This is a genomic window from Tissierellales bacterium, assembly GCA_025210965.1.
Lineage (GTDB): Bacteria > Bacillota > Clostridia > Tissierellales > JAOAQY01 > JAOAQY01.
Genome location: JAOAQY010000158.1, coordinates 26,278 through 50,919, shown reverse-complemented (window position 1 = coordinate 50,919; position 24,642 = coordinate 26,278). Strand labels below are relative to the sequence as shown.

Here is a 24,642-nt window from a genome sequence, read left to right as displayed (position 1 = left end):
ACCTTATCATTTGTAAATACATTAGCCTCTATCAATGTATCTGTATACAACGCTTCCTCTTCACTAAGATTTACCATGCCATCATTTGGCAAATTTTCTAATAACTTAGAATAAATCATTTTGTGCCTAGCTTCGTCTTTTGCTAATTTTTCAAACAACGCCTTAGCTTTAGCATCTTTCATTTGATGTGCTAAGCTTTGATACAGCTCATTCGTCTTTTCCTCATTAATAACTATAGTGTTTATAAGTCTTTTTGCATCATAAGCCTTTCCCATAAAAAACCCCTCCTGTAAATTTATATAATAAAAAATGATAGGTTTAACCTATCATTTCTATACCCATTATTTATTTTCACACTACATTTTAACAAAATTTAACCAATTATTGCATAATAGATTACTGGTAAAAATATAGCTGGCAGCATATTTCCAACTTTTATTTTTTCCTCAGTAACTCCCAATACATTGAATGCTAAGCCTATTATAAGCACTCCTCCAACCGCTGATAACTCTGTAACCATGACTTCACTAATTAATTTAGACAAACTGCTCGCAAATAAAGTAATCGCCCCTTGATACACTAGTACTGATCCAGCTGAAAACATAACACCTATACCAAAAGTCGACGCAAATATTACTGACGATATTCCATCCAATATAGATTTTGCCATCAATGTATCGTATCTTCCAGTAAGACCGCTTTCAATTGCTCCCATTATTGCCATGGCCCCTACACAATAAATTAAAGATGATGTTATAAAACCTTCCGTAAAATTTCCATTTGAATTTTTAAATTTAGATTTTAAATATTCGCCTAGATGCTCAAGCCTCAGTTCTATATTCAATGTCTCTCCAATTATTGATCCTATAACAACAGATAATATCATGACCATGAGGTCATTACTTTTTAAAGCATTGCTAATTCCAATAATAATAATACACAGTGGAATCCCCTGCATTATTATCTTTTTGTACCTATCCGAAATACCTTTTCTCATGAATATTCCTATTAAACTTCCAACTATTATTGCAATAGCATTTATTATCGTGCCTAACATAGCTTTACCTCCTAAATTCACAATGTGACACTATTCTATTATATACCCAACTAAAAATCAAATATAATTATTCCAAAATCTATATTTTCCAACAAAAAAACACGCTAATCTACATAGATTGAAAATCTAAATAGATCTTCTAATCTAGCAAATAACGTGTCTTCAAAAATCATAATATATATAGGCTAACTTTACTTTTTAGAATAATTTTTTGCTTGTTCTGCCGCTTTAACTACCTTTTTCAAATCATGACCTAGTGAAGCTTCTACAACAGCTGCGATACTCCCTTCTACAAAAGGTGTATCAGCTAAAATAATTTTCTCTCGAATCTCTTCATCTAAGAATTCAAGTGCCATCTGAGTACTCATAACAGAGCTTCCAATATCGGCAATTAATACCACACCGTCTCCTGTATTTGCATCTTCTATAGCACTCATTATTTTAGTTGTATCAGTTCCTATTCTTCCATCCGCTGTTCCTCCTGCATTTATTAGTTTAATTTCACTCTGCGCCATTTGTTGGCAAAGCTCTATCGTTCCTTCTACTATCTTTACACTATGTGATACCAAAACAATTCCTACCATATTATCCTCCATTATCTAGCTGTTAATCGTCACCATCGGACTATAAGTCCATTTTACTTATCCAAATTCCTAACTTATTTAGCTGAAAGATATCTAACTAAAAGCTATTTAGCCACAGGCTATTTAGCTAAAACTTCCGCTATTACTTTAAGAATCAGATAACTCGATGTAGCCCCAGGATCTTGATGCCCTATGCTTCGTTCACCAAGATAACTAGCACGCCCTTTTGTAGCTATTATCTCTTTAGTATATTCTACTCCTTTTTCAGCTGCTATCTCTGCTAATTTAGACGCTTCTGACAAATCCTGCCCTTTTTCAATTGATTCATAAAATGCCTCTTGTGCTGGAATCAATGCATCTAACATAGTCTTACAACCTTTATCGGACTTTCCTCTCATCTTTATTCCCTCGATAGCTTGATTGTATATATCCACAAAGTCTTGTTTCTCCAATTCCATCTTTCCCTTTGCTACTGCAGCTGCCTTCATAAAAGCCGTCCCATAAAGTGGACCAGAAGCTCCTCCAACCGTTGATATCAAAGTCATAGCTACCATTTTCAAGATATCGCCACAATCTTTTTCTCTCACTGTGTCTATCTTAGCTTTTACTTCATTAAACCCTCTAGCCATATTTATGCCATGATCTGCATCTCCAATTGCTCTATCCAAATCATTTAGCATTTCTTTGTTCTCTATAATAGTATCCGCTATTTTTTCAATCGTTTCTAACAATAAATCTCTATTCATGATAGCCTCCTAATTTTCAATGTATCAATTTATTTCCAAGCTGGTGTATCTGCTTTTGCATCCAAATAACCTTTTAATTCCTCATCTAATTTTAGAACTGTAACTGAAGCTCCTTGCATTTCGAGAGATGTCATCATATTCCCTATTATAGTTTTATAAATATTTAGACCTTTTTCTTCTAGCAAAACATGAACATCATTATTCATAACATATAACTCCATAAGTGGTGTTCCGCCTAAACCATTAACCATAATTGCTACATCTTCCCCTTCTTCAATCTTTATATCTTCCAAAATTTTTGCTAGCAAGTCATTTACTATCTCTTTTGCTGATTTCATTTTTTCTCTATGAGTTCCTGGCTCTCCGTGGATCCCAAGACCCATTTCAAATTCATCCTCAGGAAGTTCAAATCCTGGTTTACCTGCCGCTGGAACTATACAAGGTGTAAGTGACATACCCATAGTTCTTACATTTGCTATAACCTTTTCCGCTACTCTTTTAACTTCAGCTAAATCTTTTCCAGCCTCTGCTGCTGCACCTGCTATTTTGTGTACAAATAGTGTTCCCGCGATTCCACGTCTTCCAGTTGTATACGTACTATTTTCAACAGCTACATCATCATTAACTATAACCTTTTCTACTTTTATATCTTCCATTTCTGCCATTTCCGCTGCCATTTCAAAGTTCATTACATCTCCAGAATAGTTTTTTATAACTAACAATACCCCTTCTCCACTGTCAACTGCTTTTACAGCTTCGAAGACTTGGTCTGGAGTTGGTGAAGTAAATACTTCTCCCGCAACTGCTCCATCTAGCATTCCAAGACCTACATAGCCTCCATGTGCTGGTTCATGTCCACTTCCACCGCCACTGACAAGAGCTACTTTTCCTTTTATAGGTGATTCTTTTCTAACCAAAACATTAAAACCTTCTAATCTTCTAACATAGTTTGGATGCGCTTTTACTACTCCATCTAACATTTCGTTTACAACTTGCTCAGTTTGATTAATTAATTTTTTCATAAAAAAATCCCCCTTTAATATATCAAAGTAAATTAAATCTACTTCAATTTCATTTATCAGTTACTTATTACTATTTGCAATTATTATGCCAAAAAACAAAGCCTTTTTTACTCACTTCCCAATTTAATTCTGATAAATTTTATCAACCTATTGGTATTTTTTATCAGAATCAAGTAAGCCGTATTTTTTTGCTTTAAGAGAAATAGTTCTATGTGTCAATCCTAAAGCTTTACCAGCTTTATTAAAACTTTTGTGTAACTCTAATGCCATTTTTATAATCGCCTTATCGTATTCTTCCATTTTAGCTAATTTCCCTTGTTTAAGATTAACTAATCCATAATCCAATTTTTCTCTCATCATAGAAATATGCTTTGGAAGATATTTAGGTTTTATTAAATAATCATCAGAAAGCATCACAGCTCTTGTCAAAACATTTTCAAGTTCTCTAATATTTCCTGGCCATTCATAATTTTCAAAACACTCTAATGCTTCTACGCTGATTTTCTTGTATTCCATATTTTCACTCTCAGCTATTTTTTTCAAGAAAAATTCAACTAATAATAGCAAATCTTCTTTACGTTCACGAAGAGATGGCACTTCTATAGGTATTACATTTAATCTATAATACAAATCCTCTCTAAATAATTCTTGTCGAACCATTTCTTCCAAATCTCTATTAGTTGCTGCAATAATTCGTACATCTATCTTAATAGGAAAATTTCCACCAATTCTATCTATTTCTCCTTCTTGCAATACACGCAATAGTTTCACTTGTAAATTCAATGGAATTTCTCCAATTTCATCTAAAAATAACGTTCCTCCATCAGCTAACTCAAATTTTCCTTTCTTCAATTGATTCGCTCCAGTAAAAGAACCCTTCTCATAACCAAACAACTCACTCTCAAGTAGATTCTCTGGAATTGCTCCGCAGTTGACCTTAACCATCCTTGATTTCGATCTAGGGCTCATATCATGAATCGCTCTAGCTATAAGCTCTTTACCAGTACCACTCTCGCCTAGTATCATTATAGATGCTTTCGTTTTAGAAACTTTTGATGCTATCTTTAGACAGTCTTTTAAACTCTGACTATCTCCAATTATACCCTTAAATGCTGAATCTATAGTATTTTTTTCATTTAACTCTGTTTTCAAATACTCCAACTGTTTTTCTGTTTGTTCAAGTAGATTTCTTATGTGTTCAAATTCAGTAACTTCTTTATAGCTAGATAGCACTCCCACAAAATCTTCATTTATCCTTACGGGCGTGGCACTAGATAATATTTTCCTTCCATCCTTTTGATGTATTACTAAATCAAATACTTTTTTCTGTGTACTTAACACCTTGACACTTGGACTATTAGGCAATAAAGTTTTAATATTCTTGTCGATAACTTCAGTTTTATTTACCTTCCATATTTTTTCATAAGAAGGATTGACATATAATACATCACCCTCTCTATTCACGAAACAAATACCATCTGATATATGGTTTAATATACTGCCAAATCTATCTTTTATATCTGCCGTAAATTCAAGTTCGGTACGGAGTGCTTCTATTTTTGTAATATCTTTAAATATTCCCAGTTTCCCAATTAGATGATTTTCTTCAGAATATACATTTGAAAAATCTATAAGACCTATATGATCTCCTATTTTTATCCTTTTTTCCTTTATTGGCTCTTCACTCATCAGTACTTCTGATAATTCATTTTCTCCCCAAATATCATATGGAGCCCTTCCGATTAATTCTCTATCTTTAAATCCCGTCAGCTTTTCTGCTGCTGAATTAACTAAAACTATTACTTGGTCTCTATTTAGGTAAAAAACGGCATTATAAAGTGCTTCTAATATTTTATCACTTGCAATAGCATTTTCATCTAGCACTCTATCTAACCACTCTGCTTCTTCATCTGAAATCACAATGCTACCTTTAAGAAGTGCTTCCATCTGATCTATAGCTGTAATTTCATCTCGTCCAGATGCATATATGCTAACTTCATCATTATGTTTTATATCAAGAGCTGTTACCGCTAACATACTAGTCAAAGGTACTTTAACTTCTGATTTTTCTATATATAACTTTGTCTGACATTTACGATCAATTCTACTAGCTTCTCCCGTAATCATAGCCGCTGTCCTTGCATGAACACCTCTTTCTAATCCTATTGTAAACTTTCTTTTTTCCATCTATACCTCTTTTCACTACATTTCGGTATGTTCCATATCCTCATAAAAACAATAATCGTTTTTAGTACTACTCTTCACATAATACATTGCTTCATCAGCTTTTTTTAAAACAATTTCCTGTTCTAGTCCATCCTGTGGAAGTCTTGCTATACCTATACTAATACCTATTTCCATTTTTTGACCGTTTATTATATATGGTCTTCTAATTTCTTCTAATATCCTCTGTCCTATTTTAGAAATTTCTTCTTTTGATTGAACATTAACCGCTAGTATTGTAAATTCATCTCCACCGATTCTACCTATAAAATCTGATTCTCTCATCAATCCTCTAAATCTTCCAGCAACTCTTGTAAGTAATATATCCCCTGCTTCATGCCCATAGGTATCATTTATATATTTAAATCCATCTAAATCAAGGAAAAACAGAGCACCATCCTCTTCATATCTTACTAACCTATTTAAATATTGTTTTAATGATTTCATAAATAAGAATCTGTTATCAAGTCCAGTTAATTTGTCTGTATATGCTAATTTATTAAGCTTTTCATTATATTCTATTTTTTTTGAGCTATAATAACTTATCAAAAAAGCAATTCCAGCTATGGTAATCATAGTAAATATAAAAAATGACATATATCGTCTTTTTATATAATCCATCTTACTGTCAATAACACCATGTGGCACCCGCGCCATTAGTATCCAATTTTTATAATCTGATACTACACTATAATTTGGATTTTTACTCCTGTCTAGTTCAATTTTTCGAACATAGTACTGCTCTTCATCCAGTATTTCCTTGTATTTTTTGTGATTCAATATTTTATCCCACAAAACTTCATTTTCAAGCTTTAAGTTATTTTCGCTATATTCATTGCCAAACATAAATCCCCATTCGTTTTCTGCTTCGACTGTCTTCAAATAATAACCTTGTTCATTTAGTAATTCGAGTTCAAGCTCAACATCAAGAGTTTTTGAATAATAGTTTTGTATTCTATTTAATAATTGCTGACCGCAAAAATTATTTACTATAACTCCTATTCTATTTTCATCTTCTCCATAAACTGCAGTACCGATTCTAATCATAGGTTTGTACGGAATTTCTATCAAACCATTTTCAATATTCAAATCCATCGGAGATACATAAATTTGATTTCTATCTAGTTTTACACTTTCTTCAAAGTAGTATCGCTTGCTTTTATTTTGAAGTTCAGATTCAGAAACGCTCTCAACTTCTAAATCAGATTTATTAACTCTTATAACTTCATCACCTGCTAAAGACAAAAATCTTATTTGATTATAATCTCCACGAGCCCTGGCAAACTCAATAAAAAGATTTTCTACAAGCAACTTTTCTTCGCTATTAAATCGTTTTCCTATATTAAATTTTTCTATATAATTTCTCAAAAATAAACTATCGCCATAAATATCCTCTAAGTCCTGTTCTACAGAATCACTGATTCTTTCCAAATAAGTTTCAACATCCTTATGAAATGCTTCTTTCGATGCTTGATGCTCAGTAGAGTATAGCCAAAACAGTATACCTCCAAACAATATCCCTAATCCTAGGAAAATCTCAAAAAAGTGAATAATACGTACGCGTCTCTGAGCCTTACTCACAGGTACCACCTCCATTTATTATCTATTATTATATCAGATTTTGTTTCTCAAATACATTTCTAAGGGTATATATATAATACAAACTTTTCGAAAGGGTGATTATATGTTTTCAAATCTTAAACTCGGAGATAAAAAAATCGTTCAACTATCTGTAAAGAAAGAAGATACTGCATTAAATTATGGTAGCGGACAACTTGAAAATCTTTTTGCTTCACCTAAATTAGTAGCTCTAACTATTGAAGCTGCATCAAAGCTCATTGATAGCTCTCTTCCTGACGGTTTCATATCTGTAGGAAAAAGTTTCAACATAGAACACATAGCTCCTACAACGCTTGGACAGACAATAACTTTAGAAGTAGAAATAATAGCCTTATCAGAACCGAAGGTAACGATTTCAATGAACGCTTACGACGAAATCGGCTTAATTGGTAAAGGCGAACACGTTCGTTATATAGTCAACAAAATATCACTTCTAGAAAAAGCCTATGAACGTTCAGATTTCCCCAATAATATACCTATAGATTAAAAAATAGCTAACAAATGTTAGCTATTTTTCGTTCTTTCAATTATAGTATTCTCCATCGTTTTAAGCTCTTTGAGCTCTTCATTTGTAAGTTTCTCTTTTATTGCTTCTCTCAGTTCTATCCCCAATTCTTTCTTTCCAATTCTTCTATTTCCACGAATATCATCCCAATGAATTTTCTTTCTCTTTTGAAAAAGATCATAATCGACTATTCTCTTTCCATCATCTAAATACTCTAAACCAACCAATATCTTTTTTATTGTATCAACTGAATAATATGTCATTAACTTAACTTTATAAACGCCAACGCTCCAAAAAACTGTTGCTGCATCTGTTCCCCAAGTTTCACCTATTATAAGTCCCAATCCTAATTTCTCGATAACATAAACTAGACGATCATAGTGTAGGTCGTAATGTTCATAACTATCATATATTTTAATCGTCAATGCATTCCAATCCTTATAGTCCAAACCTGCATTTATATACTTGTAAACATGTTTGCTTAAATGCCTTATTACCTCCGAAAAATAACGATTAATATAAACTGCATCTTTGTGTATAGCATGAAATTCTAATGACTTATTTATAGTCTCTTTAGTAAATAAAACCACAGTTCCACCTTTATGTTCCTGTAAAATCTGACTTGTTGCTTCTACACTTCCATCATAATCAACAGCAACAGCTTTTACTATTTGATCTATTTCTCCTATTGTTTTCATAATCAATAGTCTAGGCCCAAGTCTAACCTGTTTTATCGCTTTTCTTGCCTTCTCTTCGTAAAGTTTTTCTAGTATTAGAAGAGGCTCTTCATCTATAACATACATATCAACAAAATCGTTTAAATCAAGTAAATCTCGCATCTCAGATACTATATAAAGTATAGTCATATTTTCATCTGCACATTCAACAAATTCTCTAGGCTTTGCATGCTCTACTATTTTATCTCCGCACAGTTCTCCCAGTATTTTTTCAAGCTCTACAAGCCGAGGACTCTCCAATATCAATATTTTAGGTCCACTTCTAACTAAAGATAACATATTAATCCCCCTAAATCCCTATTTTGTATTTATTTAATCTATAATCATCTGTTCCTTTTGGATAATCAAGTTTCAACACTTCTCGCGTCTCTAGATTTATTATGTTTATACTCTCTAATCCATTTAAATAGCATTCACCATGATAAACATTTGATTCAATCATCATATCATGTCCAAACAAATGAAAGTCGGCATGGCACTCTCTCGTTTCCATACCATAGTGAGATATACAAAATTTCACACCATTAATCTCAATTTCCGATAAATTATCACTAATAATAACATTATCAAAATCCATTATAACGTCTTTACAATCATGGTTTCCCATGCAAGCCCATGCTCTGTGTCCTACAGTTTTGCTGATTATTGACATCATTTTCTTTACAAATTTTTCGTACAAATCAATCTTTTTAGGACTGAGTTCTAATTTTATATTATCAACTAAATCACCTGTATGAATAATATATTCCGGTCTTAATTTTTTTAGAAGATAATCTATCTCACCATAAATTGCAGTTGGAGTATCAGTAATGTGTACAACTATTGGATATTTGCGATCTAAAAGTTCTTTAGGTATCTCTATTTTCCCTAACCACTGATACAAATATTTCTTTAATCTACTTGCTATTTTATCACTGTTCATCATCTAAACCTATAGATTCAATTACTCTTCCATCTAAATTTTTCAATATAAACTTTGCTTTTTCTATAATTGCATAGCTATGCTCTGTGTTTTGCTTTGGTAAACTTACAGAACCAGGATTTAGTTTCAGTATACCTTCTCTCCATTCAAGTTTAGGAATATGGGTATGACCTTGAATATAGATATCTCCTTTTTGAAAATTCAAAGCTTCCCCACCATTAAATAAATGTCCATGAGATATAAAACACCTTTTACCTTCTATATATAATACTCCGTAATCTGCTAGCATCGGATACTCTATAAGCATTTGATCTACTTCACTATCACAATTGCCTCGAACCGCTATGATTTTATTCTTCAAGCTATTTAGCATTTCAACAACCTGTTTTGGATCATAGTCTTTTGGTAGTGGATTCCTAGGGCCATGATAAAGCGCATCGCCTAATAATACTATCTGATCTGGTTTTTCACGTTTTATAGCTTGCATCATTTCACTCATATAATATGCAGAACCATGTATGTCTGATAAAAATAATAATTTCATACTAATCCCCTCCATAGATTTATTGTATATTATTTTCAAAAATTCGACAATCCATTTTATTGCAAACAAATAGCAGTGTTTCCACTGCTATTTAAAATCATTGACTTGAAAGTGTCTTTATAGCCTCAATTGCTTTTTCTATTTCTTCTAATGTATTGGCATGACCAATACTAAATCTCACTGTTCCATTCGGAAATGTATTAAGTGTTTTATGTGCTGAAGGTGCACAATGCAAACCGCATCTCGTACTTATTCCATACTCTTTACTAAGTAAATATGCTATTTCACCATTATCTTGGTTGAAAAAATCTACCGAACACACTGCCATTCTATTTTTTAAATCAGATCTTCCAATCACTTTTATCTCATTAATTTTAATTAGCTCTTTCAAAAACACATCCATTAATTTCATTTCATGTTCATACATATTTTCAATACCACGTTCATTTATATACTTAAGAGCTACATTCAATCCATAAATTCCAGGAATATTTGGCGTGCCTGATTCGAATTTATCCGGCATATAACTTGGCTGAATTTCCTCCTCTGAAAAACTCCCTGTACCGCCTTCTATAAATGGTTTTACTATCTCAGCAAAGCCTTTATCAAGCAGGCATCCTCCAATTCCCTGTGGTCCTAATAATGACTTATGACCCGTAAATGCTATAGCACTAGCATTTAATTCTTTCCTATCTATGTTTAGAAGTCCTGCCGTCTGTGCGCAATCCACTATAAAATAAACTCCATACTTTTTGCATATTTCCCCTACTTCCTTTAGTGGTAATATCGTTCCTGAAACATTTGATGCATGTGTCATTATAACTGCTTTAATATTCTCAGACATTATCTCTTCGAGATATTCTAAATCCAAATTTCCTTCATTATCACATTTGCAAATTTTTATTTTTACATCTTCATCTGCTTCTAATCTTCTAAGCGGACGCATTACAGCATTGTGCTCTACTGAAGAAACAACAACCTCATCACCATTTTCAAGTAATCCTTTCAATATAAGGTTCATAGCTTCCGTTATATTTTTTGTAAATACAACATTCTCAGGATTTTCATCTCCAAATAGATCGGCTACTAATTCTCTAGTTTCAAAAACAATATTTTCGGCTTCATATGCTGAGTCATATGCCCCCCTATTAATACTTGATCCTACCATATTTATGTAATTTGCCATGCTTTCTCCAACGCCAGGTGCTTTGGGAAAAGATGTAGCTCCATTATCCAAATAAATTCTATCCAATTGATACACCTCCTAATACATTATAATCCATTTTTCAATCCAATACTTATTAATTAAATTAATTTGTAACTATTTCAAATCATTTTTTTCTATTGGGCAAATCTGTATTATATTGCTAGAATATTCATGGTATGTAATTTTTATTAAATAATTAAGGAGGTCATAATATGCATAACAAAAAAGGTATCATATTAACAGGTAGCATAGTTGGCTTAATTGCTGTTCTGCTAGTTAAATTTGGAAATCCCGCTAACATGGGTTTCTGCATCGCTTGTTTCATTAGAGATATCGCTGGTGCAACCGGTTTTCACCGTGCAGCTGTAGTTCAATATCTCAGACCGGAAATAATAGGTTTAGTTTTAGGGGCTTTTATCGCATCTAAAATTAGTGGTGAATTCAGCTCGAAAGGTGGCTCTTCTCCATTTACAAGATTGATTTTAGGAGCTTTAGTAATGATTGGAGCATTAATGTTCTTAGGTTGTCCTCTTAGAATGGTTCTAAGAATCGCTGGCGGAGATTTAAATGCTATTATAGGATTATTTGGTTTTATAGCCGGTATATTAGTTGGAGTTAAAGTTCTTGAAAAAGGATTTACTCTAAAAAGAAATTATAAACAACCTAAATTAGAAGGATACGCTTTCCCTATTTTCAACTTATTTCTATTTGCAGTATTTTTAATGGTTCCAAGTTTATTTATATTTAGTAGTAAAGGACCTGGAGCATTAGCCGCACCAATATGGATTGCATTAGTTTGTGGATTAATTGTAGGTTTTCTATCTCAAAAATCTAGATTATGTATGGTTGGAGGAACTCGTGACATGATAATGTTTAAAGACAATTATTTGTTACTTGGATTCTTATCAGTAATAGTTGTTGCTATGATTGGCAATATTGCTTTCGGATTTTTCAATCTAGGATTTGATTCACAGCCTGTAGCTCACTCAGATGCACTTTGGAACTTCTTAGGAATGGCGGTTGTTGGTTGGGCCTCAGTTCTATTAGGTGGTTGTCCTCTTAGACAGCTAATATTAGCAGGTGAAGGTAATTCAGATTCAGCAATAACTGTTGCAGGTTTGTTTATAGGTGCTGGTATTTGCCATAATTTTGGTTTGGCATCTAGCCCAAAAGGGCCTACTTTCAATGGCCAAATTGCAGTTGCTATTTGTTTTATAATTCTTTTATTACTTTCATATATAAATTCTAATGCATTTGGAAGAAATGATTCTTAGAGGAGGTTTTTTAAATGAATAGAATAGATACTTGCGGCATGGCATGCCCTCAACCAGTATTAATGACTAAAAAAGCAATAGCTTCAAAACCAAGTTCAGTAGAAATATTAGTTGATAATAACACTGCAAAATCTAATGTTCAACGTTTTTTAGAACACAGTGGTTATTCAGTTTCATTTGATGCTGAAAATGAAAATATATTGCTAAAGGCCAGTAAATAATGTACTACACTATTATTTTTTTCACTCATTCTGGTGCAATAAAATTTGATAGAAATATGAAAAAAAATCAAATAAAATGCGAATTAATGCCAGTGCCTAGAAAATTAAGTTCAAACTGTGGAATTGGTGCTAAAATACTCTTCGATGGCTGTATCGAAGATATCATCAACGACGAAATTGAAAAAATTTATTCTGCCGATGAAGATTTAATATTTGAAGCTGAATAATATTTGAAATGATAAAAGATTATAAGCTAAATATCTTTAGCCTATAATCTTTTTTTATTTCAGCGCGTTCTCTTTTTTATCATTCCAGTTTCACTATCAAAAGCCATGAATTTACCAGCTTTTATTTTATACTCAAATAAAACTGCTAAAACTGTCAACAAACCCACTTTTATTAAATCCAAATTAGTAATAAACATTTTTGTTACTACACATACTAATAGCCATATACCTGTAGTTATAAATGCTCTACCAAGATATTTTCTATACCCTTCAATATCCTCTATTTCATATAAACTCAATACTCTAATCCCTTTAAACCATGATTTCACAATAGCTATACCAAACACTATACAGCACAACGCTATTCCTATCGTAACCCAAATAATCACTATAAAAATCACTCCTTTTCAAACTAGATTGTTATATTTTTATCTATATCATATCATATCTAGCAAGTTCATATATAATAAAAACCAAAAGGAGTTGTAATATTCCATTAAATACTATTTTTTCTCTACTTTTTATCAAACAAGAATCCGTAAAATTAATTAAATTTACTATGAACAATAAGTATATTGAAAAACACCAGGGCAATCTGTTTTTGCTCCAATAAGAAATGAGCATACTTGCAAAAATCAGAATCATCGCAAGACGATTAATAATTTCTAGTCGTTTTTCTGCATCAGAAGATCGCATAAAAACGCCCCCTTCACCTATAATTAACTCACTAGATTTAAATTACCCTTCGAAAAAAAAACTATGCATCTATATAGTATTATTAATAATACTAGGTCTTTTTATTAACATTTCCATATATTCACTAATATCTATTCACAATCATAAGCTTATCGCAGCAAATTCCCAAATCAAATCGTCTTTTCTCAACAATTAATAATGACCCAACTTTCCCTCTCTTCTTGCTTTGTTTAAGAAATACTTAAATGTAGCGTATCCTAAAACACTATATAAAATACTTAAAGCCATCACTATTGCTAGCTGGCTAATTATCGATCTTCCCAGCAATATTGATCTGATTAATTCCTGTAGCCATGTAAGTGGTAGTAATTTACTTACAGTCATTATCCACGTTGGCATTTCATCTAACGAACTAGTTATTCCGGAAAAAAACAATAAAACATACGATACCATATTTAAGAATGGTTGAACTTTCTTTTTAAATAATGATAGACCACCAAAAGATAATCCAAGCATTCCAAAAGACAACACTACAAAGCTTGTTATTAAAACAATTAAAAAATTACCACTTCCAGCAGAATATATCACATCCCATACATCGAATATCAGAGCACAAATTATAAATAGTACTATTGATTTTACAAGATTAAATACAAATGCAATAAATATTTTTACAATAAATACAGAAACGCCTTTTGTTCTTGTCATAAATATCTGCTCTAGCGTCCCCATAACAGCTTCATCCTCAATAACTCCTGTTACATACGATAATGCAGAATTGCAAAGCTGCCATGATATTAATCCATATAAAAGAGCAAGTGAGTTTACATTTCCATCAAAATTCACAGAATAAAATATACCAATAAAAATCAACAATAACCCTAAATTATAGAAAATATAATTTAAAGAATATGACTTGATTTCTCCAGCGAACATAATTATTTCAGCTTTTACCAACTTATTTATCTTCACAATTAATCACATCCTTAATATACTCATTTAAATCCAAATCTATTTTAGAAAATTCTAAAATATTAGCTTCGTTAAATTCTTTGAATAAACTGCTAGAATTATTACATAAAACTTCCATTATTGGCCTATCTACTGAAACTACTGTTATATCGGGATTATTTATTAACTCAACATCCATATCATCAATTCGAATTAGAGCTCGAATCTTTTCGGTATTTCTGTTATACTTTATCTCCGAAATTTCCTCATACTTTAGCAATTGACCATTATTAAATACTGCAACTTTATTGCAAAGAGCTTCGACTACACCTATATCGTGTGAACACATTATCACTGTCTTTTTATAAACTTTGTTAAATTTTTTCAAAAGTTCAATCATTTTAATTTTTGAAGTAATATCTAATCCTAAGGTTGGTTCATCTAAAATAATTATTTCAGGATCTTTCAGCAATATATTTATTATAGAAACTTTTTGATTCATCCCTCTTGATAATTTATTCACCGAAGTATCTAGCTTATTCAAAATCCCAAAGAACTCACAATACTCTTCTAGTTTTGCATTAAATTCTGTAGGATTACTATTATTTAACAAGCTAAAATATTTCAAATTCTCTCTTACAGTTAAAAAGTTATATAGATTTCGCGAACCTTCTAATTGTACACCAATCTTATTATTTGCAATTATTGGTTTTTCACTTATATTCTCACCTTGCAATAATATTTCACCTTCATCTAATTCAATTAATCTACAAATTGATTTTACCAGAGTTGTTTTTCCCGCTCCATTAGGTCCAAGAAAGCCAACTACATCGTTTCGTTCGATTTTTAAGCTAATAGAATCATTAGCCTTTAGCAAGGTTCCCTTTTCCTTATACCACTTTGAAGCATTAATAATTTCGAGCATAATATCCTCCTTTTCTATTAACCTCCTAGGCTAAAATTCTTTTTTATAAAACACAACAAATTTTCGTTAAATTAAAGCAAAATACAAGTTTTTTCTGCCACATGTCAAATATGTCTTCAGCCACAGCATCATTCTATGTGTGTTTTTTTATCTATTGTGCATTTTTATTGTATAATTATTATATTATAAAATCAAATATTTTTTTACATATTTTGTAATTGTAATAAGTAGATAATTTTACAAATCTTTTTATTAATAATTCGATTTTTGGCACAAAAAAAACAGACCGAAATCTGTTTTGTGGTGCACCATGAGGGACTCGAACCCCCAACCAACTGGTTCGAAGCCAGCTACTCTATCCAATTGAGCTAATAGTGCCTATATTCAATTATCACTCATTACAACTATATATTCTAGCAAACTCGATTATCAAAGTCAAGCTAGTTCTTCTCATTTACTCAAATAAATGAGAAGAATCAAGCAATTTCATCTTCTCATCTAATATCATAATTTCCGTATCTCTGTATTGATTTGTCCGTCATCTATTTCCAATATAATATATGACTTTCCATAACTACTCCTAGGAAGTGTAGGACTCCCTGGATTTATTAGATAAATTCCTCTAGCTCTCTCAATAGATACGACATGGCTATGCCCATACAATACTATATTAGCACCCAATTCAAGTGCTCTGTAGTATATTCTTTCATGCCCATATTTTACATTGTATTTATGTCCATGAACAGCTAAAATTCTAACGCCCTCTATCTCAAAAAAACGTTCTAGCGGCGTTTCAACATCTAACATATCGCAATTTCCACGAACCGATATAACTTCAATATCAGTCTCTTCTTCAATAGCTCTAACATCCTGAGTACAATCACCCAAATGAATTATCTTTCCAACTTTAGCTTCTGCTTTAATAGCATTTACAATCAAATCCACTTTTCCATGAGTATCACTTACCACCGCTAGTTTCATTTAATTTGCTCCAAATGTGTTTTTAAATATTCTTTCATATTTACCAAAGCTTTGGCACGATGACTAATCTTATTTTTAATTTCAGCTCCAAGTTCTGCAAATGTAGAATCATATCCTATAGGCTGAAACAATGGGTCGTAACCGAATCCAGCTTCTCCAACTGCCTCAGTTAAAATTTTACCTTCGCACACACCCTCTATTATAGCTTCCTCTCCATCTTCGAAAATCACCGCCATAACAGTTCTAAATCTAGCAGTTCTTTCCGCTTCTTGAACTCCTTTTAGTTCTTCTATAAGCTTTTTATTATTAGCTTTATAATCACAGTCTTCTCCTGCATACCTAGCTGAATAAACTCCTGGTGCACCCTTTAGCGCATCAACAAACAAACCTGTATCATCAGCAATAACTATTCCCTCAACTAATTTTGACAATTCTCTAGCTTTTTTTAAAGCATTGTACTCAAGGGTATCTCCATCTTCTTCTACTTCAAAATTAGATAATCCCATCTCATTTTTTGAAACAACTTCTAAATCAAATTCTTCCAATATTGATCTTATTTCTTGTACTTTGTGAGCATTCCCACTAGATAATATAAGTTTTTTCAAAACTCTACCTCCTTATAAGTCTCCCAAAACTTCTCTTTGCATCTCTATCAATTCTGCAATACCTTTGTTAGCAAGTGTCAATAATGACATTAATTCATCCTGCGTAAAAGGACTTTCCTCACCTGTTCCCTGTATTTCAACTATCTTTCCGCCTTCTGACATTATAACATTCATATCTACCTTAGCCGATGAATCTTCAACATAGCATAAATCTAGCATAGCTTTTTCATCTACTATACCTACACTTATAGCCGCTAGATAGCTACTTACTGGCAATTCCTCTATTAATCCATTTTCAACTAATTTTCTCATAGCTTCAACCATCGCTATAAAACTACCTGTAATAGAAGCCGTTCTCGTACCACCATCTGCTTGGATTACATCACAATCAATCCATATAGTTCTCTCACCTAATTTTTCAAAATCTACTACCGATCTAAGTGCTCTACCTATTAATCTTTGTATTTCTTGACTTCTTCCATCTACTTTACCTATTGATCTTCTCTTTCGTGTTAGAGTAGATCCTGGTAACATAGAATATTCTGCTGTTACCCAACCAGTTCCTTCTCCCTTTAAAAATGGAGGTACTTTTTCTTCAACCATAGCTGTACATATAACTTTTGTATCTCCCATCTCAATTAGGACAGAACCATCTGGGTGCTTTATATAATTTCTTGTAATTTTTACTTCTCTTTTTTGATTTAATTCTCTTTTATCTACTCTAGTCATTTCATTTCTCCATTCTATTTTTTCTTTATCGCTTGACTTGCAAAGTATCCACCTTTTATATGCCTAACGTCACTTATGGTTACAAAAACATTTACTCCACTTTCTTCTATAGCCTTGTGCAATAAAGCAAGATTTTTTCTCTTCAATGTAACTTTTAATATTTTTTTATCTCCTAATTTACCCATAGCCGAAATCACAGTAACTCCAAAGCCATTGTCTCTAAGTATTTCTACTATTGCCAAGTCACTATCGTGATGCAATATAAGCTCAGCAGACAAATTTCCCAATGCAATTTTGTCCTCAATCACACAGCCTACATAATTTCCCATAGCAAATCCTAAACCATAAGCTAATAATTTAAATGGATCATTAAAATCATTAAAAACTTGATTCAAAGCTACAACATAAATAATTATCTCAAAAAAACCAATTAAAGCTGCCTGTAATTTTCTTCCCTGCACTACCATTAGCATTCTGATAGTAGCCATAGAAACGTCTGTCATTCTAGCTGTAAAAATAAATAAGTACCCTAACATCCATTCCATTTACATTCCCCCATCTAAATTTAATTATTACCCTCTGCAAAATATTTGTCTAATGCATTTGCAATAGCATTTGCCGCCCTAGTTTGATAATCTTCTGACCTAGCTAGTTTTTCATCACTTCTATTTGTCAAAAATCCTAGTTCTAATAAAACTGATGGCATCTTAGTCTCTCTAAGCACTACATACTGTGGTTTTTTCCAAATACCAATACTCTTCATATTTAACTCCGATGATAATGTTTCTTGCATAGCTTTCGCAAGAGGATATTGATCACTCGATTTCAATTCACTCTCATAAGAAGGACAATACATTGTGAGCACACCACTTGAATTTGGTGATTTAGAACTGTTAAAGTGTATGCTTATAAATGCATTTGCATCTGTTTGATTTGCAATCTCAGCTCGGTCATAAAGATAAATATATTCATCTTTATCTCTAGTCATTATAATATTATATCCTCTACTTTTCAATACATCTTTTAATTTTAAGGAAACACTCAATGTCAAATCTTTTTCCATTACCTTGCTATACGGTGATATTGCACCACTATCGCCTATATGGCCTTTGTAAAGTTTTCTGTGGTCTCCACCATGTCCTGCATCAATAACTATTGTTTTTTGACCAACTGCAGGTCTCTGTTTTTCAAAAGTAATTTCATAAATTTCACCATTCCACCTAGCAGAATAGTCAATATTATTATACAAATCTACATAAGCCACAGCCTTTTCTCCACTTAAGTCATATCTGATTTTCGATATTCGGTCATCATTTATAGGTATTTGACTTTCTTCTTCTAAATCATCCAATTCGATTTTTAAATAGTTTTTCTCATCATCAAATATTATCTTGTCATTTTTTAAGTCATCTCTACTTATCATAATTTTTGATTTATCATAAAATTTCTCATACTTTAAAATATTTGATTCTCGATTCTCATTCATATCATTTGCAAATCTAACAACTAGGCTTTCATCTTCAATTTTAGTTTCAATCAATGTATCCTCTTTTAAATCAAAAACCACCCTTACAATTTCACCAATATTTTTATAGTTAGAATCTGGATTAAATTGAGAAGTCCTAATTCTCGTCAAATATGAGTTCTTATCATCAATTTTTAAATTTGGTTCTGATAACCTTGTATTCATTATATCAATAACATACCTTTTGGGATCATCCAATCTGATTACTCTATAATCTGGTTTCTTTTCTGTCTCAAATTTCAATGTATAGCCATCTTCCGTAATTTTCTTTAACCCACTAAAATAATTTGTGCTTCCATCTCTATTATCATTTTTTTTACTATCGCTAGATATAGTATCTCTACTATCGCCTAAATAATAATCATCCTTTTCGAAGTGAAGCTGTATACCGTATTGGCCATCTAATTCATTTATATAGTATTCTTTCTTTTTCTCCAAATCTATTATTACACGAATCGTATTTTGATTTAAGGGCGCTACTCTAATACTTTTAACTGGATATATGTTTATGTTTTTTTCAATAACTTTTTCCAAACTACTATTTTTCAAATCCAATACAATTCTACCTTCACCATTTGCACCACTATCTAAAAAATATTTGTCGTATTCTAATGGTTTAGAACTTATAAAATCAAATGTTGGCAGATAGTTTTCATCTCTATTTATTTTTACATCAATCAATTTTCTCACGCTACTATCTTCAGAAACTGAACCTGAACCACCACCTATGCTACTTTCACTAAAAACTAAATACTTTTGCGCAACATAGCCGCTCATATCACCAATTCGAACCTGTATCCACTCGTACGATCCTGAGTTTATAGTTTCTCCTATGATTTCAAGTTTAGTACCTTTCTTCAATTTATCAAGAACTCTGCTTTGTACACTAGGTTCTTCCCTAAGCATCAATACCGATTCTACATTTACGAATGCTATCCTTGTTTCCTGTCTACTAGATAATTTTAAATATTCTCCAGCTACCCAGCCTTTTATTTCCCCAAAATCAATCTTATACCAAGTATATCCCTCGTTATATATTGCATCACTTAATACTTGACCTTTTTGAGTTTGGCTTACTCTTCCAACTTTATCACTAGTAGCCGATGCCATGAGTCTAACATTTAGTATTTCAACATCACAAATAATTTCATCTCCAATTTTGAAAGCTTCTTCTGCTAAAATAACATACCTAGAACTTAATATCAATAATACAATAAACAAACAACAACTTAATTTTTTCAATACTACACCTCTTTTTTACGTATTCTTCTATGTACACTATAGCACATTTATCCGCTATTTTTAATCAATTTCATCTAATTTATTCACTTTTTATATCTAAATTTAAACAATTTAAAAGAGAGGGCCGAAGCCCTCTCTTTAGTAGTTTCTAATGTTCTGTTAAATAAGTCCACTTCCACTCATTATCAACACCTACAGAGTATCTTACCCAACCTTTAACATAATCTCTCTGTACGAAGTTTCTAGCTTTAAAGTATATTGGTGAAATTGGTTGTTCATCAAGCAATATCTTCTCTGCATCTATCATAGCTTGCATTCTTTCATCACCTGTTGTGTTTGTAGCTTTTTCAATCAAAGCATCAAACTCTGGATTTGACCAGTATGCTGTATTCTGTCCGCCACCTGTAACAAATAAGTCCATGAATGTCATTGGGTCATTGTAATCTGCTCCCCAACCTGCCATTGTAAGTGTAAAGTCTTTATTGTTGTAACGCTCTAATCTAATTTTGAACGATACTGTTTCAATAGGAACTTCAAGTCCTAAATTTTGTTTCCACATTTGTTGGAATGCCTGTGCCCATTTCTTAGCAACATCAGATTCTCCTGTCAAATATGATACATGTGCTGCTAACTCTTCTCTAGTTTTTCCGATTTCTGCTAAACCTTCATCTAATAATTTGTTTGCTTCATCTATTGCTGCTTGTCCATCTGTACCGGCATCTTTAACAAATTCACCAGATTGAGTTCTGAAATCTCCACCACCTGATTTACCAGGCATGTTTCCAGGTACTAAACCACTAGCTACTTGTGATCCATTAGCTAATACATTGTCAACAAATGCTTTTCTATTAACTGCCATAGAAAATGCATGTCTGATTTTCTCATTTGAGAAGAATGGATCTTCGCAGTTATATTGTAAATACCATGTAGTTGCTATAGCTAAATTACCAAATTCTGGAGAAGTTCTGTATTTAGCTAAGTACTCTGTCTGTACTGCAATAGCATCTAATTCATTTGTCTCATATAGATTTATAGGAGTATTGATGTCAATAATCATATCGCCTTCAATACGATCTAATTTAACATTTTCTTTATCCCAATACATTTCATTCTTTTCAAGCGTTAATTTCTGTTCTTGAACCCATTCAGTAATTTTAAATGGTCCCGAGAATACCATGTTTGCTACATCTGAAGTGTATTTATCACCATGTTTTTCGATAGCAGCTTTTTGTGCTGGCAAATATGTGATAAATGATGTCAAACTAGCAAAGAATGGAGTTGGTCTTTCTAGTGTAACCTCTAGTGTTTTTTCATCTAGTGCTTTGATAGCAACATCGTCTGCGCTACCCTCTCCTGCATTATATGCCTGAGCTCCTTTTATATGATAAAGCATATAAGCATATTGTGATGCAGTAGCAGGATCTAAAGCTCTCTTCCAAGCATACTCAAAATCTTCTGCTGTTATTGGAGTACCATCAGTCCACTTTGCATCTCTCAGCATAAACTTATAAGTCATTTTATCTTCACTGATTTCCCAAGATTTTGCAAGGCCTGTATCTTGGTATGCCTTACCATCTGGCTGTAATCTTACTAAACCTTCGTAGCAAGCATTTACCACTTCAAACGATACCTGATCTGTAGTAGTTTGTGGATCTAAATCTGGTGGATTCGATCCCCAGTTAATTCTAAGGACTTGCTCCGCTGCTAACTTCTCTTCCCCGTCGGTTGCACTATCCTTTGTCTCTTCTTTCTTCTCTGCATCTGTTGATGTTTGAGTTACTTCTTCTTTCTTTTCTGGCTCCGCAGGTGCATTCCCTCCGCCGCAACCTGTAAGAACAACTGACATAGACATAGCTGCTGCTAACAATACTGCTAATAACTTAGTCTTCTTCATTTGTTTTCCCCCTCTTTTTTTATTACTTTTATTCTCTTACCCAATTAATTGATGGATAACTGAATAATTTAACATTTACCTTTTTTATATAATTTTATTACATTTTGGTCAATGTTGTGTAATATTTATGATGCAATTTTAACATTTTTCTAGTTTTCACGCAAGGAATGTTGCTTTTTTGTAATTATTATTTCTTTTTCGAAATATTTTTATTAAGAAAAAGAAACATCTAGCCGTGAGCTAGATGTTTCTTTCATGAACTTAATATATTATTATTCTTAAAATTCTAGTGTTCTAAAAGATAAGTCCATTTCCACTCGTTGTCAACGCCAACAGGGAATCTTACCCAACCTTTTACATAATCTCTCTGAACTACATTTCTAGCTCTAAAGTATATAGGCGCTATGGGTAGCTCTTCAAATAAAATTCTTTCTGCATCAATCATTGCCTGCATTCTTTCATCACCAACAGTATTATATGCTTTATCAATCAAAGCATCAAACTCTGCATTTGACCAAGAAGCAGTATTTTGTCCACCGCCAGTAACAAATAAATCCATAAACGTCATTGGGTCATTGTAATCTGCTCCCCAACCTGCCATTGTTAACGTATAATCTCTATTATCGTATCTCTCTAATCTAATTTTAAAAGTAACTGCTTCTATAGGTGGCTCTATACCTAAATTTTGTTTCCACATTTGCTGGAATGCCTGCGCGATTTTCTTAGATATATCAGAATCACCTGTCAAATAAGTCACATGTGATGCCAATTCATCTTTAGTTTTTCCAATCTCAGCTAATCCTTCTTCCAACAATTTATTAGCTTCATCTATAGCTGCCTGCCCCTCTGTTCCAATATCCTTGATGTGGTCTCCTGATTGAGCTCTAAAATCTCCACCTGAAGACAACCCCGGCATATCATAAGGAACTAGTCCCATAGCAACCTTAGAACCATTTGCCAAAATATTGTCAACGAAACCTTGACGATCAACAGCTAGTGAAAATGCTCTTCTGATTTTTTCATTTCCAAAGAATTCATCTTCACAGTTAAATTGCAAGTACCACGTAACTGCGTTTGCATAGCTTGCAAAATCTGGTGACGTTCTATATTTAGCTAAATATTCAGTCTGAACTGTAATTGCATCTAATTCATCTGTCTCATAAAGATTTACTGGTGTATTTGTATCTACTATCATATCTCCAACAATCTTATCAAGTTTCACTGAATCTTTATCCCAATACATTTCATTCTTTTCAAGAACTAATTTTTGCTCTTGAACCCATTCTGTAATCTTAAATGGACCTGAAAAAACCATGTTTTCTATCGCAGCACCATACTTATCTACACCATGTTTTTCAATAGCTGCTTTTTGTGCTGGTAAATATGTGATAAATGATGTCAAACTAGCAAAAAATGGAGTTGGTCTTTCCAGTGTAACCTCTAGTGTTTTTTCATCAACCGCTTTGACACCTACATCTTCTACTTTACCTTCTCCTGCATTGTAAGCTTCTCCACCTTTTACATGGTAAAGCATATATGCATATTGAGATGCGGTCGCAGGATCTAGTGCAGTTTTCCACGCATATTCAAAATCATTAGCTGTAATTTTCGTTCCATCTGACCATTTTGCATCTCTCAATTTAAAAGTATACACTAATCCGTCTTCACTTACTTCCCAAGATTTTGCAAGTCCAGTATCTTGATAAGCTTTGCCATCTGCTTGTAATCTTACTAAACCTTCATATGCTGCATTTATAACCTGGAATGAAACTGTATCCGTTGCTGTTTGCGGATATAAGTCTGGCGGATTAGCTCCCCAATTTATTCTCAATACCTGCTCTGCTGCCAATTTTTCCCCTTGTTCCTCAGCAACTTCTTTTTTTTCTTCAACTTTAGTCTCTGTTTCTTTTGTTTCCTCTTTAGAAGTTTCTTGCCCTCCTGCGCAACCTGTCAATAATACCGATAGAGATAATGCTGCTGCCATAACAAATGCCAATACCTTATTTTTTTTCATTCACATTTTTCCCCCTCTTTTTAATTATAACTTTTCCTTAACAACTTTCTTTAATTATAAAGAATTCTTAATATTTTGTCAATGATAAATGTCTTTTTTGTAACATTCGGCATCTGATATCACTTTGACTTTTACTGTTCTTAGTTTTCATATTTCTAATGCGCCACTCACCAATCTGTTTATTTTGCGCT

At 32.6% G+C, this 24,642-nt stretch carries 26 protein-coding genes and 1 tRNA gene; 4 read left to right on the top strand and 23 right to left on the bottom strand.

Translation table 11 applies throughout. The features are described from left to right. From N4A40_11110 to N4A40_11080, 7 genes are all read right to left on the bottom strand, one after another. A partial coding sequence (locus N4A40_11110) for a hypothetical protein (GenBank protein ID MCT4662401.1) occupies positions 1-275 on the bottom strand: 275 nt, incomplete at its 3' end. 98 nt (positions 276-373) lie between these two features. Further along, positions 374-1,057: a DUF554 domain-containing protein gene (locus N4A40_11105; protein MCT4662400.1), complete on the bottom strand. Its 684-nt coding sequence runs from the start codon at positions 1,055-1,057 to the stop codon at positions 374-376. A 191-nt stretch (positions 1,058-1,248) separates the two neighbouring features. Then, positions 1,249-1,641, bottom strand: a complete 393-nt coding sequence (gene dhaM, locus N4A40_11100; protein MCT4662399.1) for a dihydroxyacetone kinase phosphoryl donor subunit DhaM — start codon at positions 1,639-1,641, stop codon at positions 1,249-1,251. Positions 1,642-1,760: 119 nt separating this feature from the next. Further along, on the bottom strand, positions 1,761-2,387 hold the full coding sequence (dhaL, locus tag N4A40_11095) for a dihydroxyacetone kinase subunit DhaL (GenBank protein ID MCT4662398.1): 627 nt from the start codon (positions 2,385-2,387) through the stop codon (positions 1,761-1,763). A gap of 29 nt (positions 2,388-2,416) precedes the next feature. Next, a complete protein-coding gene (gene dhaK, locus N4A40_11090; GenBank protein MCT4662397.1) occupies positions 2,417-3,409 on the bottom strand; it encodes a dihydroxyacetone kinase subunit DhaK in 993 nt (330 codons plus the stop codon). Between the two features lie 147 nt (positions 3,410-3,556). Beyond that, positions 3,557-5,596, bottom strand: coding sequence for an HPr family phosphocarrier protein (locus N4A40_11085; protein MCT4662396.1), 2,040 nt, complete (start codon positions 5,594-5,596; stop codon positions 3,557-3,559). A gap of 15 nt (positions 5,597-5,611) precedes the next feature. Further along, positions 5,612-7,213 (bottom strand): GGDEF domain-containing protein, encoded by a 1,602-nt coding sequence (locus tag N4A40_11080; protein ID MCT4662395.1) that lies wholly within the window; start codon positions 7,211-7,213, stop codon positions 5,612-5,614. Positions 7,214-7,253: 40 nt separating this feature from the next. Here N4A40_11080 and N4A40_11075 point away from each other — a divergent pair, with 40 nt between their 5' ends. Continuing rightward, positions 7,254-7,739, top strand: a complete 486-nt coding sequence (locus N4A40_11075; protein MCT4662394.1) for a hypothetical protein — start codon at positions 7,254-7,256, stop codon at positions 7,737-7,739. Between the two features lie 17 nt (positions 7,740-7,756). Here the strand turns inward: N4A40_11075 and N4A40_11070 are convergent, their stop codons facing one another. The 4 genes from N4A40_11070 to N4A40_11055 form a co-directional block, all read right to left on the bottom strand. After that, the gene (locus N4A40_11070; protein ID MCT4662393.1) at positions 7,757-8,773 is read right to left on the bottom strand and encodes a hypothetical protein; all 1,017 of its coding nucleotides are present in this window, start codon (positions 8,771-8,773) and stop codon (positions 7,757-7,759) included. Positions 8,774-8,783: 10 nt separating this feature from the next. Then, positions 8,784-9,419 (bottom strand): metallophosphoesterase, encoded by a 636-nt coding sequence (locus tag N4A40_11065; GenBank protein ID MCT4662392.1) that lies wholly within the window; start codon positions 9,417-9,419, stop codon positions 8,784-8,786. After that, complete coding sequence (yfcE, locus tag N4A40_11060) at positions 9,406-9,960, bottom strand: phosphodiesterase (GenBank protein ID MCT4662391.1); 555 nt, start codon at positions 9,958-9,960, stop codon at positions 9,406-9,408. The genes N4A40_11065 and yfcE overlap by 14 nt, the downstream gene beginning before the upstream one ends. Before the next feature lie 97 nt (positions 9,961-10,057). After that, entirely contained in the window at positions 10,058-11,212 is a 1,155-nt protein-coding gene (locus N4A40_11055) for an aminotransferase class V-fold PLP-dependent enzyme (protein MCT4662390.1), read from the bottom strand. A gap of 167 nt (positions 11,213-11,379) precedes the next feature. Between N4A40_11055 and yedE the strand changes: the two genes are divergently transcribed. The 3 genes from yedE to N4A40_11040 are packed head-to-tail and all read left to right on the top strand — an operon-like array spanning position 11,380 to position 12,889. Further along, positions 11,380-12,441: a YedE family putative selenium transporter gene (gene yedE, locus N4A40_11050; GenBank protein MCT4662389.1), complete on the top strand. Its 1,062-nt coding sequence runs from the start codon at positions 11,380-11,382 to the stop codon at positions 12,439-12,441. A 14-nt stretch (positions 12,442-12,455) separates the two neighbouring features. Then, the gene (locus tag N4A40_11045; GenBank protein MCT4662388.1) at positions 12,456-12,662 is read left to right on the top strand and encodes a sulfurtransferase TusA family protein; all 207 of its coding nucleotides are present in this window, start codon (positions 12,456-12,458) and stop codon (positions 12,660-12,662) included. Continuing rightward, positions 12,662-12,889, top strand: coding sequence for a DUF3343 domain-containing protein (locus N4A40_11040; GenBank protein ID MCT4662387.1), 228 nt, complete (start codon positions 12,662-12,664; stop codon positions 12,887-12,889). Before N4A40_11045 ends, N4A40_11040 begins: the two co-directional genes overlap by 1 nt. Positions 12,890-12,948: 59 nt before the next feature. On the opposite strand, the gene N4A40_11035 is transcribed toward N4A40_11040, so the two are convergent. The 12 genes from N4A40_11035 to N4A40_10980 form a co-directional block, all read right to left on the bottom strand. Next, positions 12,949-13,278 carry a hypothetical protein gene (locus N4A40_11035; protein ID MCT4662386.1) on the bottom strand — a complete coding sequence of 110 codons (330 nt, stop codon included), beginning with the start codon at positions 13,276-13,278 and terminating at the stop codon, positions 12,949-12,951. 43 nt (positions 13,279-13,321) lie between these two features. Further along, positions 13,322-13,585 (bottom strand): hypothetical protein, encoded by a 264-nt coding sequence (locus N4A40_11030; GenBank protein ID MCT4662385.1) that lies wholly within the window; start codon positions 13,583-13,585, stop codon positions 13,322-13,324. Positions 13,586-13,777: 192 nt separating this feature from the next. Next, positions 13,778-14,557 carry an ABC transporter permease gene (locus N4A40_11025; protein MCT4662384.1) on the bottom strand — a complete coding sequence of 260 codons (780 nt, stop codon included), beginning with the start codon at positions 14,555-14,557 and terminating at the stop codon, positions 13,778-13,780. Further along, a complete protein-coding gene (locus N4A40_11020; protein MCT4662383.1) occupies positions 14,544-15,461 on the bottom strand; it encodes an ABC transporter ATP-binding protein in 918 nt (305 codons plus the stop codon). Before N4A40_11020 ends, N4A40_11025 begins: the two co-directional genes overlap by 14 nt. 301 nt (positions 15,462-15,762) lie before the next feature. Further along, positions 15,763-15,839, bottom strand: a tRNA-Arg gene (locus N4A40_11015). A 126-nt stretch (positions 15,840-15,965) separates the two neighbouring features. Further along, positions 15,966-16,442 carry a metallophosphoesterase gene (locus N4A40_11010; GenBank protein MCT4662382.1) on the bottom strand — a complete coding sequence of 159 codons (477 nt, stop codon included), beginning with the start codon at positions 16,440-16,442 and terminating at the stop codon, positions 15,966-15,968. Continuing rightward, positions 16,439-17,047, bottom strand: coding sequence for an RdgB/HAM1 family non-canonical purine NTP pyrophosphatase (rdgB, locus tag N4A40_11005; protein ID MCT4662381.1), 609 nt, complete (start codon positions 17,045-17,047; stop codon positions 16,439-16,441). The genes N4A40_11010 and rdgB overlap by 4 nt, the downstream gene beginning before the upstream one ends. A gap of 12 nt (positions 17,048-17,059) precedes the next feature. Then, the gene (rph, locus tag N4A40_11000) at positions 17,060-17,776 is read right to left on the bottom strand and encodes a ribonuclease PH (protein ID MCT4662380.1); all 717 of its coding nucleotides are present in this window, start codon (positions 17,774-17,776) and stop codon (positions 17,060-17,062) included. A 14-nt stretch (positions 17,777-17,790) separates the two neighbouring features. Beyond that, positions 17,791-18,321 carry a DUF5698 domain-containing protein gene (locus N4A40_10995; protein MCT4662379.1) on the bottom strand — a complete coding sequence of 177 codons (531 nt, stop codon included), beginning with the start codon at positions 18,319-18,321 and terminating at the stop codon, positions 17,791-17,793. A 20-nt stretch (positions 18,322-18,341) separates the two neighbouring features. Continuing rightward, on the bottom strand, positions 18,342-20,543 hold the full coding sequence (locus N4A40_10990) for an N-acetylmuramoyl-L-alanine amidase (protein MCT4662378.1): 2,202 nt from the start codon (positions 20,541-20,543) through the stop codon (positions 18,342-18,344). A 148-nt stretch (positions 20,544-20,691) separates the two neighbouring features. Further along, complete coding sequence (locus N4A40_10985) at positions 20,692-22,437, bottom strand: peptide ABC transporter substrate-binding protein (GenBank protein ID MCT4662377.1); 1,746 nt, start codon at positions 22,435-22,437, stop codon at positions 20,692-20,694. A gap of 286 nt (positions 22,438-22,723) precedes the next feature. Continuing rightward, positions 22,724-24,451, bottom strand: a complete 1,728-nt coding sequence (locus N4A40_10980; protein ID MCT4662376.1) for a peptide ABC transporter substrate-binding protein — start codon at positions 24,449-24,451, stop codon at positions 22,724-22,726. Positions 24,452-24,642: the final 191 nt, after the last annotated feature.